Origin of the sequence: Bradyrhizobium sp. SZCCHNR3119 (genome assembly GCF_032487775.1) — a bacterium.
In the GTDB taxonomy this organism is placed as follows: domain Bacteria; phylum Pseudomonadota; class Alphaproteobacteria; order Rhizobiales; family Xanthobacteraceae; genus Bradyrhizobium.
In genome coordinates this window covers 545,154-560,466 of record NZ_JAUEUV010000001.1, presented here as the reverse complement: position 1 = coordinate 560,466, position 15,313 = coordinate 545,154, and the positions used below count along the sequence as shown (strand labels likewise).

At 62.7% G+C, this 15,313-nt stretch carries 14 protein-coding genes and 1 pseudogene; 10 read left to right on the top strand and 5 right to left on the bottom strand.

Translation table 11 applies throughout. The features are described from left to right. The first annotated feature begins 366 nt into the window (after positions 1 to 366). Both QX034_RS02675 and QX034_RS02670 read left to right on the top strand, forming a co-directional pair. Positions 367 to 1,113: a metallophosphoesterase family protein gene (locus tag QX034_RS02675; protein ID WP_315727778.1), complete on the top strand. Its 747-nt coding sequence runs from the start codon at positions 367 to 369 to the stop codon at positions 1,111 to 1,113. 224 nt (positions 1,114 to 1,337) lie between these two features. Continuing rightward, positions 1,338 to 2,621 carry an IS701 family transposase gene (locus QX034_RS02670; protein WP_315727656.1) on the top strand — a complete coding sequence of 428 codons (1,284 nt, stop codon included), beginning with the start codon at positions 1,338 to 1,340 and terminating at the stop codon, positions 2,619 to 2,621. A gap of 166 nt (positions 2,622 to 2,787) precedes the next feature. On the opposite strand, the pseudogene QX034_RS02665 reads toward QX034_RS02670, so the two are convergent. Next, positions 2,788 to 2,964: pseudogene (locus QX034_RS02665) on the bottom strand (serine hydrolase); the annotation flags it as partial. 223 nt (positions 2,965 to 3,187) lie between these two features. Between QX034_RS02665 and QX034_RS02660 the strand changes: the two are divergent. Further along, entirely contained in the window at positions 3,188 to 3,421 is a 234-nt protein-coding gene (locus tag QX034_RS02660; RefSeq protein ID WP_315704311.1) for a hypothetical protein, read from the top strand. Between the two features lie 215 nt (positions 3,422 to 3,636). Here QX034_RS02660 and QX034_RS02655 read toward each other — a convergent pair whose 3' ends face one another. Next, complete coding sequence (locus QX034_RS02655; RefSeq protein ID WP_315727780.1) at positions 3,637 to 3,972, bottom strand: hypothetical protein; 336 nt, start codon at positions 3,970 to 3,972, stop codon at positions 3,637 to 3,639. Positions 3,973 to 4,293: 321 nt separating this feature from the next. Between QX034_RS02655 and QX034_RS02650 the strand changes: the two genes are divergently transcribed. Next, positions 4,294 to 4,986 carry a hypothetical protein gene (locus tag QX034_RS02650; RefSeq protein WP_315704309.1) on the top strand — a complete coding sequence of 231 codons (693 nt, stop codon included), beginning with the start codon at positions 4,294 to 4,296 and terminating at the stop codon, positions 4,984 to 4,986. A 184-nt stretch (positions 4,987 to 5,170) separates the two neighbouring features. On the opposite strand, the gene QX034_RS02645 is transcribed toward QX034_RS02650, so the two are convergent. Next, entirely contained in the window at positions 5,171 to 5,554 is a 384-nt protein-coding gene (locus QX034_RS02645; protein WP_315704308.1) for a hypothetical protein, read from the bottom strand. A gap of 1,034 nt (positions 5,555 to 6,588) precedes the next feature. Between QX034_RS02645 and QX034_RS02640 the strand changes: the two genes are divergently transcribed. After that, positions 6,589 to 7,407, top strand: coding sequence for a UDP-2,3-diacylglucosamine diphosphatase (locus tag QX034_RS02640; protein ID WP_315707104.1), 819 nt, complete (start codon positions 6,589 to 6,591; stop codon positions 7,405 to 7,407). Between the two features lie 106 nt (positions 7,408 to 7,513). After that, the gene (locus tag QX034_RS02635) at positions 7,514 to 8,503 is read left to right on the top strand and encodes a threonine/serine dehydratase (RefSeq protein WP_315707105.1); all 990 of its coding nucleotides are present in this window, start codon (positions 7,514 to 7,516) and stop codon (positions 8,501 to 8,503) included. A gap of 37 nt (positions 8,504 to 8,540) precedes the next feature. On the opposite strand, the gene QX034_RS02630 is transcribed toward QX034_RS02635, so the two are convergent. Continuing rightward, on the bottom strand, positions 8,541 to 10,124 hold the full coding sequence (locus tag QX034_RS02630) for a hypothetical protein (RefSeq protein WP_315727782.1): 1,584 nt from the start codon (positions 10,122 to 10,124) through the stop codon (positions 8,541 to 8,543). A 30-nt stretch (positions 10,125 to 10,154) separates the two neighbouring features. Here QX034_RS02630 and QX034_RS02625 point away from each other — a divergent pair, with 30 nt between their 5' ends. Further along, positions 10,155 to 11,354, top strand: a complete 1,200-nt coding sequence (locus QX034_RS02625; protein ID WP_315727784.1) for an MFS transporter — start codon at positions 10,155 to 10,157, stop codon at positions 11,352 to 11,354. Here QX034_RS02625 and dgcA read toward each other — a convergent pair. Continuing rightward, on the bottom strand, positions 11,324 to 12,319 hold the full coding sequence (dgcA, locus tag QX034_RS02620; RefSeq protein ID WP_315727785.1) for an N-acetyl-D-Glu racemase DgcA: 996 nt from the start codon (positions 12,317 to 12,319) through the stop codon (positions 11,324 to 11,326). The genes QX034_RS02625 and dgcA overlap by 31 nt on opposite strands. A gap of 142 nt (positions 12,320 to 12,461) precedes the next feature. Between dgcA and QX034_RS02615 the strand changes: the two genes are divergently transcribed. Genes QX034_RS02615 through QX034_RS02605 form a run of 3 tightly spaced genes read left to right on the top strand, consistent with a single transcriptional unit; the run spans position 12,462 to position 15,280 of the window. After that, on the top strand, positions 12,462 to 13,595 hold the full coding sequence (locus tag QX034_RS02615; RefSeq protein WP_315707109.1) for an ABC transporter permease: 1,134 nt from the start codon (positions 12,462 to 12,464) through the stop codon (positions 13,593 to 13,595). A gap of 2 nt (positions 13,596 to 13,597) precedes the next feature. Beyond that, positions 13,598 to 14,371 carry an ABC transporter ATP-binding protein gene (locus tag QX034_RS02610; RefSeq protein WP_315707110.1) on the top strand — a complete coding sequence of 258 codons (774 nt, stop codon included), beginning with the start codon at positions 13,598 to 13,600 and terminating at the stop codon, positions 14,369 to 14,371. A gap of 33 nt (positions 14,372 to 14,404) precedes the next feature. Beyond that, positions 14,405 to 15,280, top strand: coding sequence for an MlaD family protein (locus QX034_RS02605; protein ID WP_315707111.1), 876 nt, complete (start codon positions 14,405 to 14,407; stop codon positions 15,278 to 15,280). The last annotated feature ends 33 nt before the right edge of the window (positions 15,281 to 15,313 follow it).

The following is a 15,313-nucleotide window of genomic DNA, read 5'->3' as shown; positions in this document are numbered from 1 at the left end:
TGCTCATGTTGGGGCGGCAGGTCAGAGCACCAATATCCGGCGCCTCGCCACTAACGTGTGCCTCGCAGCGCACCAGCAGGATGTTTGCTTCTGGGCCCAAGCGGCTGACCCGGCATGTCTGCAAGGTGTCGGCTCCTTGGGGGTGAAGCGGATTCCATATGCTCAACCTGAGTTCTTCCGAGCGTGACCCAAACCGGACTTCGTGGCGATCGCTTGATTGCGCCGCATTGATTGTGTAATGCTTTCACCAGCGCCGATTTGATACTCAGCTTGCGGGCGCTTCTAAAAATGCAGCTAAAGAGAACCGCTATCCCTGCACCGTCCCGCATCGCGTGAATCGTCGGCCATCTCGAATGGGAGGGCCAAATGAAATTTGCTGCAATCGCTGATGTGCACGGGAATCGTCCGGCGCTTGAAGCCGTACTTGCTGACATTGCCGCGCTCGGCATCAACGAGGTCGTAAACCTCGGCGACCACGTCAGTGGTCCGTTGGAAGCGGCCAGTACTGCAGACCTCCTGATTGAGCGAGGCTTTCCGTCAGTGCGGGGCGATCAGGATCGAATCCTCATCGAACTCTGGCAAGCAGGCACGTCGGCTCGCAGCGATTTCCAACAGCTTGAACGCCAGCACTTTGATTGGTTGGCGAGCATGCCACCCACGCTGGTGTACAGAGACCATGTGTTCTTATGCCATGCGTCGCCAAGGAACGACGCTGCCTTTTGGCTCGACTACATAACTTGCGACGGTGATGTGCATGCTAGTCCAATCGAGGCCATCGAGCCCGAGGCCGAGGGGATCAACGCCCAAGTCATCCTGTGCGGACACACCCACATTTCTAGAGTTGTTCGTCTGAGAGATGGACGACTGGTCGTGAATCCCGGCAGCGTTGGATTGCCCGGCTACGACGGAAGGACGACCGTTCCTTACGTGGTTGAGGTCGGCACGCCTCATGCTTGCTACGCAATCTTGGAGCGGGCCGGAAAAGGCTGGCTCGCGACCATCCGCCACGTCCCCTATGATAACGTACCTATGGCTGAACTCGCGCGCAGCAAAGGAATGCGCACTTGGGCGGACGCGATTGCAACTGGTTGGGTCCAACGGGAGAACAAGTAGGTCCGCAGGTGGCCCCAAGCGGCTGACCCGGCATGTCTGCAAGGTGCCGCCTCCTTGGGGGGGAAGCGGACTCCATATGCTCAACCTGAGTTCTTCCGAAGCGTGACCCGAAGCAGACCTAGCGCGTAGGGCGGATTAGTACTACTGAGTCAAAAACCGCCGGTACGTCAGGCTAAGAATCAAGTATTTGTAGAGATTCAGACTTTCACGCGCGGGAGGGTCGAATGGATCTCAAGCTTGAAGAAGCCAGTGCGCGTCGATTTGCGTCCTATGTCGAAGGTCTCGCGAGCGAGATCGGGCACGCAGACAGAATAAGCCCGCTGCACGACTATTGTACAGGCCTGATGCTGCCCGGGGAGCGCAAGAGCGTGGAACCGATGGCAGCTAGGACAGCTCCGGCCCGCACGGCGGCCCAGCATCAGTCGCTGCTGCACTTTGTCGGTGTCTCCTCCTGGTCGGACGAGAAGGTGCTGGCCAAGGTGCGCGAGATGGTGCTGCCGGCGATGGAAAAAGCCGGGCCGATCGAGGCCTGGATTCTCGATGACACGTCGTTTGCCAAGAAGGGAAAGCATTCGGTTGGCGTGCACCACCAATATTGTGGCGAGCTCGGCAAGCAGGCCAATTGCCAAGTGACGGTATCGCTGTCGATTGCCAATCACGCCGCCAGCCTGCCGGTGGCCTATCGGCTGTACCTGCCGGAAGCCTGGAGCAAGAACCGCGTCCGGCGAAACAAGGCGGGTGTGCCCAAAGACATCAAGTTCATGACCAAGTCGAAGATCGCGCTCGAGCAGATACGTCGTGCATGCGAAGCCGGTCTTCCACGTGGGGCAGTCTTGATGGACTCCGGCTATGGCCGTGACTCGGAGCTGCGCACAGAACTCACGTCTCTCGGATTGACCTATGTTGCGGGCATTCTGCCGAACACCCTGATGTGGCGGCCCGGGAGCGGCCCGCGGCGGAAGGGAAAGCCGCTGAACAACACGGGTCGTCGTGACGAGCCGGACCTGGTACCGGCCGAGAAAGTAGCTCGCGGCCTGCCCAAGGAGGCCTGGCGCACGATCAGGTGGCGGGAGGGGTCGGCCGAATGGCTGTCATCACGGTTCGCCCGTATGCGCGTTCGTGTCGGGCACAACAAGCTGATCCCGGAGAAGCTCCAATCGGAATGGCTGCTGATCGAGTGGCCTGAAGGGGAAAAGAAACCCACCAAATACTGGCTCTCGACATTGCCCGCGAACACCAGCTTCCGGCACCTTGTCGACTTTGCCAAGCTGCGTTGGCGCGTCGAGCGCGACTATGAGGAGCTTAAGCAGGAAGTCGGACTCGGGCACTATGAGGGACGCGGCTGGCGCGGCTTCCATCATCACGCCACGCTTTGCATCGCGGCTTACGGCTTCCTGATCGCCGAGCAGGCGACGATTCCCCCCTCAGGACCGCGTTGCGCCCCGAGAATCCAGGCGCCTCCCTTACCCGCCGATTATCGACCCAGAGGAGCCGCCTACGCGGCCTGAGCGCCACGTGCCGAACTCGATCGCAACCATGCGCGTCCGGCTGATCCGAGCCCTGGTAAGAACATTGCCCCGATGTCCATGTTGCGGCCTTGTCTCGGCGCCAAAAACGCGGAGAAATTTGTGACGCAGTAGTACTAATCCGCCCTACGGGCTGCTTGGAGACCGAAGCCAAATAAAATGAAGTGTCCGTCGTAATCGGCCGAAGCGCTTCCAGATCGGCGAAGCCGTAACACTTACGGTAGATTATCTTGTCATCATCGGTGACGAGGAGCGCAGCGCCAGGATGCTGCGGCATATCCATGTCAGCAGAAACGGCATCTATCTTGACATCGAGTTTATCCATCTATCGCCCCCCACCAGACGATCGATGGTACATTGGTGCCTTGACTGTTGCGAGCTCTAAGCTTGTGGTCAAAAGCGGCAGTTTGGGGCGCCTGACATTCAGGTCCGGGTTGACCTTGCGAGCGGACCTCGCTTGGCGATCGGGCCGTTAGCGCCTTAAGGCCAAAGGACGACATTTCAGGAATTGCCTGCTATGAACCAGCCACCACGAGGAGCCCATCGCGATGGCCAAAAAGAAGTCAGTCGAGCCGGTCAAGTACGTCGTCAAATATGAGATTGATGGCTCACCGCACTACGGCGCAATCCAGATCAAGGATGGTGACCGTCTGCATCTCGAAACTCCGCATGGATCAAAGACGACCACTTTGAACCCGAAATCAGACGTTCAGTCGTTAACGATGATTTTGCTCATGGAATTGGGAGCAAAGCTGATTTCGATCAACCTCCATTCGAGTTAGCGGCCTTCGGGTCAAACGCGGCTTTTGGTGCCCGGAAGCCCACGTCTCGGGTTGTGCCCCAACAGCAGACATTGCCGGCGTTCACCCTGAGGTCGAGAGCGCGTTGGGCGGATTAGTTAGCCGAAGGCGTAATCCGCCGTTGTATTCAGGACATCATGCGTGATGCCAACTGAATCCAGAGCGGCGGATTACGCTCCGCTAATCCGCCCTACGGGCTAGATGCTCTGGCGAATGGCTGCGTAGCTGGCGTCGGTCCAGAAGTACTCGTGAACGGCGACCACGTCACAACCATCTGCCTTGGCGGCGCTCATTGCTTCGACTGTAAAGTTCATCCCCGCGAGCAGGGTTGGCCCGCGTGGCGTCGGTATTTTTCCTAACGCACGAGACACCGCGCGTCCGGTGACGACGCCGTCGGGAAATTTAAGCACAAACGAGTATTTCGCTACATTGGGATTTACAGCGTATTGCTTTGCAAGCTTGGGGCCGAGCGCCTTTTTCATTGAAGGCGCATCGGCCGGAGCCTCGCGCAAGACAGCTGGTTTGAGGCTCATGATGGTACTGCTTAATGGCCGCCACCGCAGAAGTAGCGCTCAGGCGAATAGTAACGATTTGGTTTGCATTTCGCGACCAGAAAGCCATCGGACGCGCACGGAAGCCCGAACATTGTGAATTTCCGGTAATGGCCCGAAGCGAAAGTGCCGAAACGCGCAGCGATTTCCGAAGCTGGGGGTAGATCGGCTGTGCCATCCGCGTGCCGGCCACAGCCACCTTTGACCCAAGGCGGACATCGCTGAGCAATCGATACACGTTGAGTTTAATTCTTAAGCCCTCCTAGGCAGGCGCATGGGATATGCTATGCGGAGGAAGGAAGCGTGGCCAGAATGTCTCCGCGGGTTGTTCCAGCGACCAGACCGTCCCTCGAGGAGAGGATCGACCTCTGGTTTTCGAAAGGCCACCTCGTTGACGGCATTTGGGTCGGCAGTTTTCGATCGGACGCCAAGCCAGCCATTCAACGTATTGAAGACGCGCTTCGGCTGATCGAACGCAATGCTCCGCTTCACTATCGGCGCGTCAAGAACAACCTTACCAGAATTTGGGTGAACCTAGTTCCGCACGGAGCCGGTTGCTATTTGCACTCCTTGAACGCCTGCGTGCTGGATGAGCGTGCCGTCGCTTCTCAGACTGCAACGGTCGAATGGATCGCATCAGCTATTGTCCACGAGGCAACCCATGCAAGGCTTGAGAAGTTGGGCATCCGCTACGACGAAGCGGTCCGCAACCGGATCGAGCGGGTTTGTGCTCTAAGGGAATTGAATTTTGCTCGGCATCTGTCAGGCGCCGACGCCTTGCTAGAAGAGATCAATTGGCGGCTCGACCAGTGCGGCGGAGACAATGTGTTCTATACCAACCAAAACATGTGGGAGCAAACTGTTCAGGGCAACGCGGAGATACTCCGTCACCTGGGAACGCCAGAATGGGTCATAACTCTAGTGTTTAGGGCGGGATATCTAGTCAATGGGATTCGCCGGTTCACACGACGCACAGCCGGCGCTTCTGTTCAATGATCGCGCAGCCCGGGAAGACCGCTCTTGGCCCGTAGGCGAAGTTAGGCCACGGCCGCCTCCCGCCCTTCCCGGTGGTACAGCAGACATCACCGAGCACCGAGCCCTAATAGTCTCTCAGTTCTGACGCTCGTTCATACCATTTTGCAACGGGTTCGCTTTCGAGCGGAGGGGCAGATCCGCCACGCTATCGCCCCGGCGATCTCAATCGAAGTTCGTAGATCGCTGTCCCGTACATCGATGGGATCGCCGCGGCAGGGCCGCTGAACGGCGCGAGCGGTCCGGAGACATAGAACGAACTCAGCCGGCAGTCGGCCCGCCAATATTCGGACAGGATGGCGCACTCATTGGCCGCCATGGTGTAGAGCGCGCGGCGTGCGGTGTCCTGGGCCGTGGCGGAGGGCACATCGCGTGCGTCCGCGGCGCCGTCGATCCGGGCCTGGAACGTCGTCGTGATCTGCAGAGGCGGGTTGGGACCGGCCGCTCCCGGCTCGACGGGAAGATTTGATTGCGCTGACGCTGCCGAGATCGGCAGCGCCAGAGCGAGCGCCGCAGCTATCGTTCTTGTCATGACCAGTCCCCCCCCCAATGATCACTGGCGATGCCGGCCTGGCGCGGCCGAAGCGCCACAACTGGATTCAAGCTGTAGCCCGAAGGGGACCCTTGAGGCCATCTGTTTCGACCCGGCCGTCGTCTGTCGGGCAAATCAGGACGCAACGATAAGGTTAGCGTATCTCGGCGAGGCTGCGGAAGCCTCGAAACCGTCCGCGCGCAGGGGCGAAAATCGCCTGAGCGATCAAGCTGATTTGGCTGGTCCAGATGCGGCGCGAAAAATAATTGACTTTCGTTTTTTCGGAAATTGGTGTCCTATTCCCTCGTCCCGTGCTCACGAGGAGGGGCGCTTCGCGATCGTCACGAACGTTGAGCGCGGGATGCGGTGGGCGCATCGGGTTGCAGCGTGGTCTTCCACGCCGACGAACAGCTTGATGCGCACGGTCAAGTCATGTGGTTCTGACATCCCGGTGCTGATGTCTGCGCAACGCGCGGAACGCGCGTTGTCGCTACAGGGGCAAGAAAGCCGGTCCCTGGGGAGAGCATGAAGCAGCCGTTAAAGCCATCGCGCAGGGAAGGCCGGAGCATCTGGCTGAGACCTGTGGTGACCGCCGCGTGCATTTTCTTTCGCACGCGGGCCATGGGTATCAGCAGATACCCGGCCTTCCCTGTGCCCTCCGATCGATAGGAGGGTGGAGCTAGCTGCAAAACTCGGACGCCATGCGCCGCGAGAACGGGATTGTATGTGGTGGCGTCGTTACTTCGTTTGCGCCCGCAAATGGCGCAATGGAACGAAACCCTCAGTCAAGCTTTTGGTCAGCCGCTCAAGGAAAAAAGGCCGAATCTTTGTGCAAAACCAATGCGGGCATTTCCCCCATAAAGCACCCCTTCTGTCGCCTGATTGTCGCATCGCGCTGTTATCGCGGGTAAACGGCAAGGGATACCTGAGTCGTCACGCGAGCGGCTTTCAGCAGCGGTCCGGACGGGGGATGCGCGCTAGCAGCGACGTCGCTCGTCATTGGTTTGTCATCAGAAGCTGTTAGGTGGGCGCGCATGGGAATTGAGAACGCTGCAGGTGAAGAAAGCCCGGACCGGCGCTTTCGCACGCTGTTCATCTCCGACGTTCATCTTGGGGCCCGCGGTTCGCAGGCCAATCTCCTGGTCGATTTCCTCCGCCATCACGACGCTGATACGATCTATCTGGTCGGCGACATCGTCGATGGCTGGGCGCTGAGGTCGAGCTGGCACTGGCCGCAATCCCATAACGATCTGGTGCAGAAGATGCTGCGCAAGGCGCGCAAGGGCGCCAAGGTCGTTTATGTGCCCGGGAATCACGACGAGTTCCTGCGTGGCTATTACGGCACGCATTTCGGCGGCATCGATGTGGTCGAGAACACCGTGCACACCGGCACCGACGGTCGCCGCTATCTCGTGATCCATGGCGATATCTTCGACCTCGTCGTGCAGAACGCGCGCTGGCTCGCCCATCTCGGCGACAGGGCCTACGACTTCGCCATCCAGATGAACCGGTTCGTCAACTTCTTCCGGCGCATGTTCGGTGTGCCCTATTGGTCGCTGTCGCAATGGGCCAAGCAGAAGGTCAAGAACGCGGTCAACTACATCGGCGCGTTCGAGACCGCGCTCGCCGCCGAGGCGCGCCGGTACGGCTGCGACGGCGTGATCTGCGGCCACATCCATTACGCCGTGATCCGCGACGAGCAGGGCATCCGCTACATGAACTGCGGCGACTGGGTCGAGAGCTGCACCGCGCTCGCCGAGCACGAGGACGGTTCCTTCGAGATCATCACCTGGACCGACCAGTTGCGCAAACCGGCCCCCGTGCCGCGGGTGACGGCGCGCGCCGCGGCGTGACGAACGGGCCGCAAGGGCAGGGGCCGTCTGCTCCCGCCGTGTGGCCTGAGCTGGGTTGATGCCTGCGGGCTTGCGAGGCGGTCCCGGGGCGCGGTAAAGTCGTAGCATGACCATTCAGGCTTCGATCCCTACCGTCACTGCGGCCGACATCGACGCGGCCGCGCGCGTGCTCGCACCCGTCGCGGTGCGTACGCCCCTGCTGGCCTCGCCCGTGCTCAGCGAGCGGCTGAACGCGCACGTCTTCGTCAAGCCGGAAGTGCTGCAGCGGACCGGCTCGTTCAAGTTCCGCGGCGCCTACAATAAACTGGCGTCGATCCCCGAGAGCGCACGCGGCAATGGCGTGGTGGCGTTCTCCTCGGGTAATCATGCCCAGGGAGTCGCGCATGCCGCGCAGCTGCTGAAGATGCATGCGACCATCGTGATGCCGACCGATGCGCCGGCCGCCAAGCGCGAGCGCACCAAGGCCTTTGGCGCCGAGGTCGTGCTGTACGACCGGGATCGCGAGGACCGCGAGGCGATCGCGCGCGAGATCGCCGGCAAAAGCGGCGCGACGGTGGTGCCGCCTTATGACGATCCGCTGGTGATCGCCGGTCAGGGCACCGTCGGCCGCGAGATCGCGGAGGATCTGACTGCGCTCGGCCTCGCGCCAGGCGTCGTCGTGGTGCCGGCCTCGGGCGGCGGACTGGTCGCGGGGGTCTCGACTGCGGTGAAGGCGAAGTTTCCGCAGGCCGAGATGATCGTCGCCGAGCCGGAAGGATTTGACGACCACGCCCGCTCGCTGCGCGCCGGACAGCGCGTCGCCCATGACGCCAAGGGCCGTACCATCTGCGATGCGCTGATGGCGGCGATGCCCGGCGAGATCACCTTTGCGATCAACGGACGGCTGCTGTCGGGCGCCGTGTCGGCCTCGGACGAGGAGGTCGGCCGCGCCATCGGCTTCGCGTTCCGCGAGTTGAAGCTCGTGGTCGAGCCGGGCGGATCGGTGGGCCTCGCCTCGCTTCTCGCCGGCCACATGGATGTGAGCGGAAAGATCGTCGTGATCGTGCTGTCGGGCGGCAATGTCGACGCCGATCTCTACGCGCGGCTGATCGCCTGAAACGCGCCGGACTTGCGCGCAGCCGGACGCGGCCGCGTCACGAGAAGAAGGCGACCTTCTCCGGTTGCGTCATGCGCCGGATCGGCATCAGCGGGTCGTTGGCGGTAATTGGCTTGCGCGGCAGGAGGCCGTTGGCGAGCAGCGCCGAGCCCAGCGATGGTTCGTAAGACGGTTTGGGCATGGCTTGAACCGCCGTTGCGACCGCCGGCTGGGGCGCAATCGCTGCGGCGGGTTCGGGCGGCTCCGGCATGACCGGAGCAGGCTGAACGAACTCAGGCGCCGCCGTAACCTGCGGCTCGGGGGCGACCACGAGTGGCAACGGTTGCGGGGCGGGGGCGACCGTCACGGAGACAGGCGGCTCGGAATCGGAGACGGTCGGTGCGGGAAAGGTCGCCGGCTCGGGAGCCGTGGGGTCGGCAAAGGTCGCAACGATGTCGTCGTCGACCGTAGCCGGCTCCTGGATATCGAAGCCGATGGTGCGGACCCGGGCGAGGTCTTCATCCTCGATCAGGTCCGGCGCGGCCATCTCTGCCGCCACCAGCTCGAGCACCTCCTCGTCATGGGCGTCCGCGGCTGCTGGGTCGACATCGTCTGCGGTTTCGACGACGGCGCTGACGGTCGCGGTCGCTTCGACCTCGATCTCAGCAAGCTCAAGCGTTGCGTGAGCCGATTCGACCGTCGCGCCAAGGCGCTGATTTTCCTCAGCAACGGGCTCTCGGTTAAGCCCGACTTGCGACAGCGCTTCAACATGACCGGGAGCGGCCGGTTCGCTCGCTTGCCTTGCAGCCGGTTCGGCTGTCGCCTCGGCAGCAGCGGCCGCCACCGGCTCGGGCGCAGTGTCCACGGCGTCCAAACCCGCGGCGGTCTTCAGCGGGTGGACAAAATCCACCTCCGCCGGCGTGCTCGCGGCTTCGGCCAGCGCGCTTTCGGCCGTCGGCAGGTCTACCGTCACTGCCATCTCGCCAGCCGGCGGGGCATCGGTGGCCGTGGCGACCTCGGCGGCCGCCGCAGGCACGGCGTTGTCAGCCGTTTCGAAGGCGTTCAACCCAGCCCTGATGCTGTCGAATGCGGCCAGGAGCGCAGCCCTTGGATCGGCGCCGATGAGCTGGTCGCAGCCTGATTCGATGGCCTCGATCTGGGTATCGATCAGATCGCAGATCCGCGAATCCGCCCCGATCTCCCGCCACCGCCAGGAAATCTCCTTGATGATTCGGGTTCCCTTGCGGACCGGGGCCAAGTTGTGCTCGAGCGCCAAGCGATCGATCGCCGCGCCCGCGGCTGCAGCGGCGTCCTCGACCGCTCCTCGAATGGCGGCGAGCGCCTCGGGCAGCGCCCGCTCGTCGAACTGCTGCTCCTGCTGCTGTTCGCGCTGCGCGGCCAGCGCGTGCTCGATGCGGGCAACCGCGTTGAGCACCATGCTGGTGTCCGCGTTGCGGTTGCGCTTGGCATACTCGCCGAGAAACCAGCGCCCCCGCGAGGTTTCCATGAAGGCATCGCGGATCGCCTCATAGTCAGCCTCGCTCGGCTGGGCCGCGCGGGCGGAGATCGGCGAAAGGGCGAAGACGTCATCGACCATGGCAAACCCGTCGCGCAAATTGCTGCGCGTTGGCATAACGAACATCACGATATTGACCGAATCGCAATTGAATTGATGCAGTCCACCCGACAAATCCCCACCGCGTCACGTAAGACGTTCCCATCGTTCGCTCGGCGGCTGGGACTGTTCTACGGCGCGATCTTCCTTTTGTCGGGCACCCACCTGCCATTCTTTCCCGTGTGGCTGCGGGCCATCGAGTTGGACCCATCGTGGATCGGCCTCATCATCGGGGTCCCTGCGGTGACGCGTTTTACGGTGCTGCCCTTGATCACCGCATTTGCCGAGCGCCATCACGCCCTGCGCGGTGCGATGAGGCTTTCGGCAGGTGCAACCGCGGCAGGTTTCGCGATCCTTGGCCTCCAGCATCTGCCGTGGTCGATCTTTCTGATGTACGTCGCGATCTGCTGCCCGTGGACGCCGCTCGTGCCGCTCACCGACGCCTACGCTCTGCGGGGCGTCGTGAGCTACGGCTTGGACTATGGCCGCCTGCGGCTCTGGGGTTCGGCAGCCTTCATCATCGGCACGTTGCTATGTGGTGCCTTGGCCGATGTGATCCCGGCGACCCAACTCATCTGGGTCATCATGGCGGCCGGTTTGCTCGGTGCGGTGAGCAGCGCAGCGTTGGCGCCTCTGGATCTGCCGACACGCGCAGCGGGGGCAGCGAAGCGTGGCAGGAAGCTGTTGGGTGATCGGGACTTCATCTGTATCGTCTTGTCGGCCGCGCTGGTGCAAGGCAGCCACGCGGCCTATTACGCGTTCTCCGCCATCGACTGGCAGGCTCAAGGGTTTGGTGGCCTGACCATCGGCGGGCTCTGGGCGCTCGGCGTTATCGCCGAGATCGTGGTGTTCGCCGTGTCTCCGCGCCTCAGTTGGGCACCGGCCAATCTGCTTATGATCGGCGCCGGCGCAGCTGTGCTTCGCTGGGTCATCGCCGCTCGTGAGCCGCATGCGTTCGCGCTGGCTGCCGTGCAGCTTAGCCACGGCTTCACCTTCGGCCTGACGCTGGTGGGCACGATGGGATTGTTGGTACGGCATGTGCCTGCGCATATGACTGCGCGCGGCCAAGGCTATTACGCGGCGGCGACGGGCATCGTTGGTTCGGCCGCGTCAGTGATGTCCGGGCCCGTCTATGCCCAGTTTGGGCCAGGCGTCTATTACCTTATGGCGACCATGGCAGCGCTCGGCGGCGCGCTGATGTGGCTCGTGCGGTTGCGATTGACGCCTCATCCCCACAACGCGGCATCGGGCGGGTAGACCAGGCTGTCCTCATAATGCAGCCCATTCGCCCGGTCCTGGGCGAGCAGCAACGGGCCGTCCAGATCGACGAATCGGGCGAAAGGCGTCAGCAGCATGGCCGGCGCCATGGACAGCGAGGTTGCGACCATACAGCCGACCATGATGTCGAAGCCAAGGTCGCGGGCGGCATCCGCCGCCGCAAGCGCTTCGGTCAGGCCGCCCGTTTTGTCGAGCTTGATGTTGACGGCGTCATAGCGATCGCGGAGACCCTCCAGCGATGTGCGATCGTGCACGCTCTCGTCGGCGCAGACCTTCAGCGGCCGATCGATCCGTGCCAAGGCGCGGTCGTTGCCAGCGGGCAGGGGCTGCTCCACCAGAGTCACGCCGACGGCTGCACAGGCTGCGAGATTTGTTTCCAGATTTTTCTCCGTCCATGCTTCGTTCGCGTCGACGATCAGTTGCGATTGCGGCGCCGCTTGGCGCACCGCGACGATGCGCTCGCCGTCGCCGTCACCGCCGAGCTTGACCTTCAGCAGCGGCCGATGCGCCACCTTGGCCGCTGCGCCGGCCATCGCCTGCGGAGAGCCCAGCGAAATCGTATAAGCAGTGACACATGGCTCGGGTGCACGTCGGCCGAGCAGGTCCCAGATGCGCCGGCCGCTTCGCTTGGCCTCCAGGTCCAGCAACGCACAATCCAATGCGTTGCGCGCTGCGCCAGGCGGCATCGCCGCCTGCAGAGCCGTCCGATCGAGGCCATTGGCGACCGCGTCGCGCATTGCCAGCAGAGCGCTGAGGGCCGCATCGGGAGTTTCACCGTAGCGAGGGTAGGGCACACATTCGCCGCGTCCGACGAAGCCGTCCTGCCGTAGTTCGGCCACCACGACCACCGCTTCGGTCTTGGCGCCGCGGCTGATCGTGAAGCTGCCGGCGATCGGCCATTGCTCGATGTTTCCGATCAGGTTTGGAGAATTGGTGGAAGTCATTTAAAAAGTTCGCGATTTTCGAATCGTGGGCTTGCGGGGCGCGACCGACTATGGCTGGTTGGGCCGGGGTTCGACAAGGTGATAGCAGCGTGCGCAGACTATTCTTGCCGAAAAGCGGCCGGCTGGGCTCAGGGCGGCCATCATGATCAACGGTCCGACTCTGGAGCGGAGCGCTCAAGGCGATGTGTTGCTGCTCCGCGCAGCTGGCACATGGACGGCATCCTTCGCGCCGCTTCTCGAAAAACTGGTCGCCGAGGCGGAGAAACTCGCGGGCACCAAGCCTGATGTCGCGATCGACGTCTCCCAAATCTCCAAGCTCGATACGTTCGGAGCTTGGCTGATCGAGCGGCTGCGGCGCAGTTTCACACAGGGCGCCATCGAGGCGAAGGTGGATGGTTTGTCCGTCACTTATGCCAGCCTCGTTGATGAGGTCCGTCGCGTGACGCCCGCGCCTGACGATGAGACCGGAGCGGTGACCGTGGTGGGCATGCTGGATCAGATCGGCCGCACCGTCGCCGGTATCTTCGGCACCATCGCCGCGTTGGTCGATATGCTGGGGGCCGTCATCGTCGCCAGCGCACGCGTGTTTCTCCACCCGCGCAGCTTCCGCTTGACCTCGACCGTCCATCATCTGGAGCAAGTGTGCTGGCGGGCGGTCCCGATCATCGTGCTGATCACCTTCCTGATCGGCTGCATCATCGCGCAGCAGGGCATCTTCCATTTTCGTCGGTTCGGCGCCGACATCTTCGTCGTCGACATGCTCGGCGTTCTGGTCCTGCGCGAAATCGGCGTGCTGCTGGTCGCGATCATGATCGCAGGTCGTTCGGGCAGCGCCTACACGGCCGAGCTCGGCTCGATGAAGATGCGCGAGGAGATCGACGCGTTGCGCACGATGGGATTCGATCCGATCGAGGTTCTGATCCTGCCGCGGATGCTGGCCCTGGTCATTGCGCTCCCGATCCTGGCGTTTCTCGGCGACATTGCTGCGCTCTACGGCGGCGGGCTCGTGGCCTGGCTTTATGGAGGCGTTCAGCCGGAAGCGTTCCTGCTGCGCCTTCGCGACGCGATCTCGATCGATCACTTCAAGGTCGGGCTGCTCAAGGCGCCGGTCATGGCGGCGGTGATCGGCATCGTCGCCTGTGTCGAGGGGCTCTCGGTGCAGGGCAGCGCGGAGTCGCTCGGCCGGCACACCACCGCGTCGGTGGTCAAAGGCATCTTCTTCGTCATCGTGATGGATGGCGTGTTCGCGATCTTCTTCGCGGCGATCGGAATGTGACCATGACGGTGCAGCAATCGTCCGGTGCCATCATCCGGGTGCGCGACGTGACCGTTCAGTTCGGCAAGACGCGCGTGCTCGACAGGCTCGATCTCGACGTCGAGCGCGGTGAAATCTTGGGCTTCGTAGGTCCGTCCGGCGCCGGAAAATCCGTGCTCACTCGTACCATTATCGGGCTCGTGCCCAAGCTCTCCGGCCATATCGAGGTGTTCGGGGTCGACCTGGACGCTGCCGATTCCGGGATGCGCCGTTCCGTCGAACGGCGTTGGGGGGTTTTGTTCCAGCAGGGCGCCTTGTTTTCCTCGCTGACGGTGCGCCAGAACATTCAGTTTCCGATGCGCGAGTACCTCAAGGTCTCCCAGCGCCTGCTCGACGAGATCATGGTGGCCAAGTTGGTGATGGTCGGGCTGAAGCCGGAGGTCGCGGATCGGTTCCCCAGCGAGCTTTCGGGCGGTATGATCAAGCGCGTGGCGCTGGCGCGCGCACTCGCGCTCGATCCGGAATTGGTGTTTCTGGATGAGCCGACGTCCGGCCTGGATCCGATCGGCGCAGGCGACTTCGACGAACTGGTCCGTACCCTGCAGCGCACTTTAGGCCTGACGGTTTTCATGGTAACCCACGACCTGGATAGCCTGCATACGGCCTGTGATCGCATCGCCGTTTTAGGCGACGGTAAGGTCATTGCCGCAGGATCGATGGCCGATATGCAGGCCTCGGAGCATCCCTGGCTGCGGCAGTATTTCCACGGCAAACGCGCCCGCGCCGTAATGGCGTAGCGCGATGCTTGCACGCAAGCACCGGAGTTTTTGATGGAAACGCGGGCGAATTACGTGCTGATCGGGTCGTTCACGCTGGCGGTGATCGCAGCGGCGGTCGGCTTCGTCCTTTGGTTTCAGAGCCTGCACACGACCAAGCAGCGTGGCCCATTGCGGGTGATCTTCGAAGGTCCAGCCGCAGGACTGCGCAATGGCGGTAGCGTGAATTTCAACGGTATCAGGGTCGGCGAGGTCATTTCGGTCAAGCTCGACAACCCCCGCCGCGTTGTCGCGCTCGCCATGGTCGAGAACAGCGCGCCGATCCGCCGAGACACCCTGGTAGGACTCGAGTTCCAGGGCCTGACTGGCGTTGCCGCCATTTCGCTCAAGGGCGGTGAGGAAGCCGCGCCGCCGCCGCCGCTCGATGAAGACGGCGTGCCGGTGCTGCGTGCCGATCCGAACCGGCTGCAGGACGTGACCGAGGCGATCCGCGCCACCTTGCAGAACATCAACCGGGTCGTCGCCGACAACCAGGAAGCTGTCCGCAATTCGCTGAAGAACCTCGAAGTCTTCACCCAATCGCTGGCCCGCAATTCCGAGCGGATCGACGGCGTGATGGCACGGGTCGACGGCATCATGGGCAAGGCGGACAGCCTGATGCTCGGGCTCAACACGCTCGCCGGCGGCAAGGACGGCGGCGAGTTGCTCCTGACCGTCAAATCGATCCGTGAATTGGCGGAGGATTTCGACAAGCGGTCGGGTGCGCTCATGGTGGACGGCCGGCGGACGCTCGGCGACATCAGCCGGGCCGTCAACAATTTCGACCGCAACCCGACCCGGGTGCTGTTCGGCGCCAGCAGCTCGAGTTCCAGTCCCAGCAACGCCCAGGCCTCGCAGCCGGCGCCCGTCGCCAGCGAACGACGGCGGTGAGAAGGCAAGTCGCGAATAGGGAATAAAGCGAGT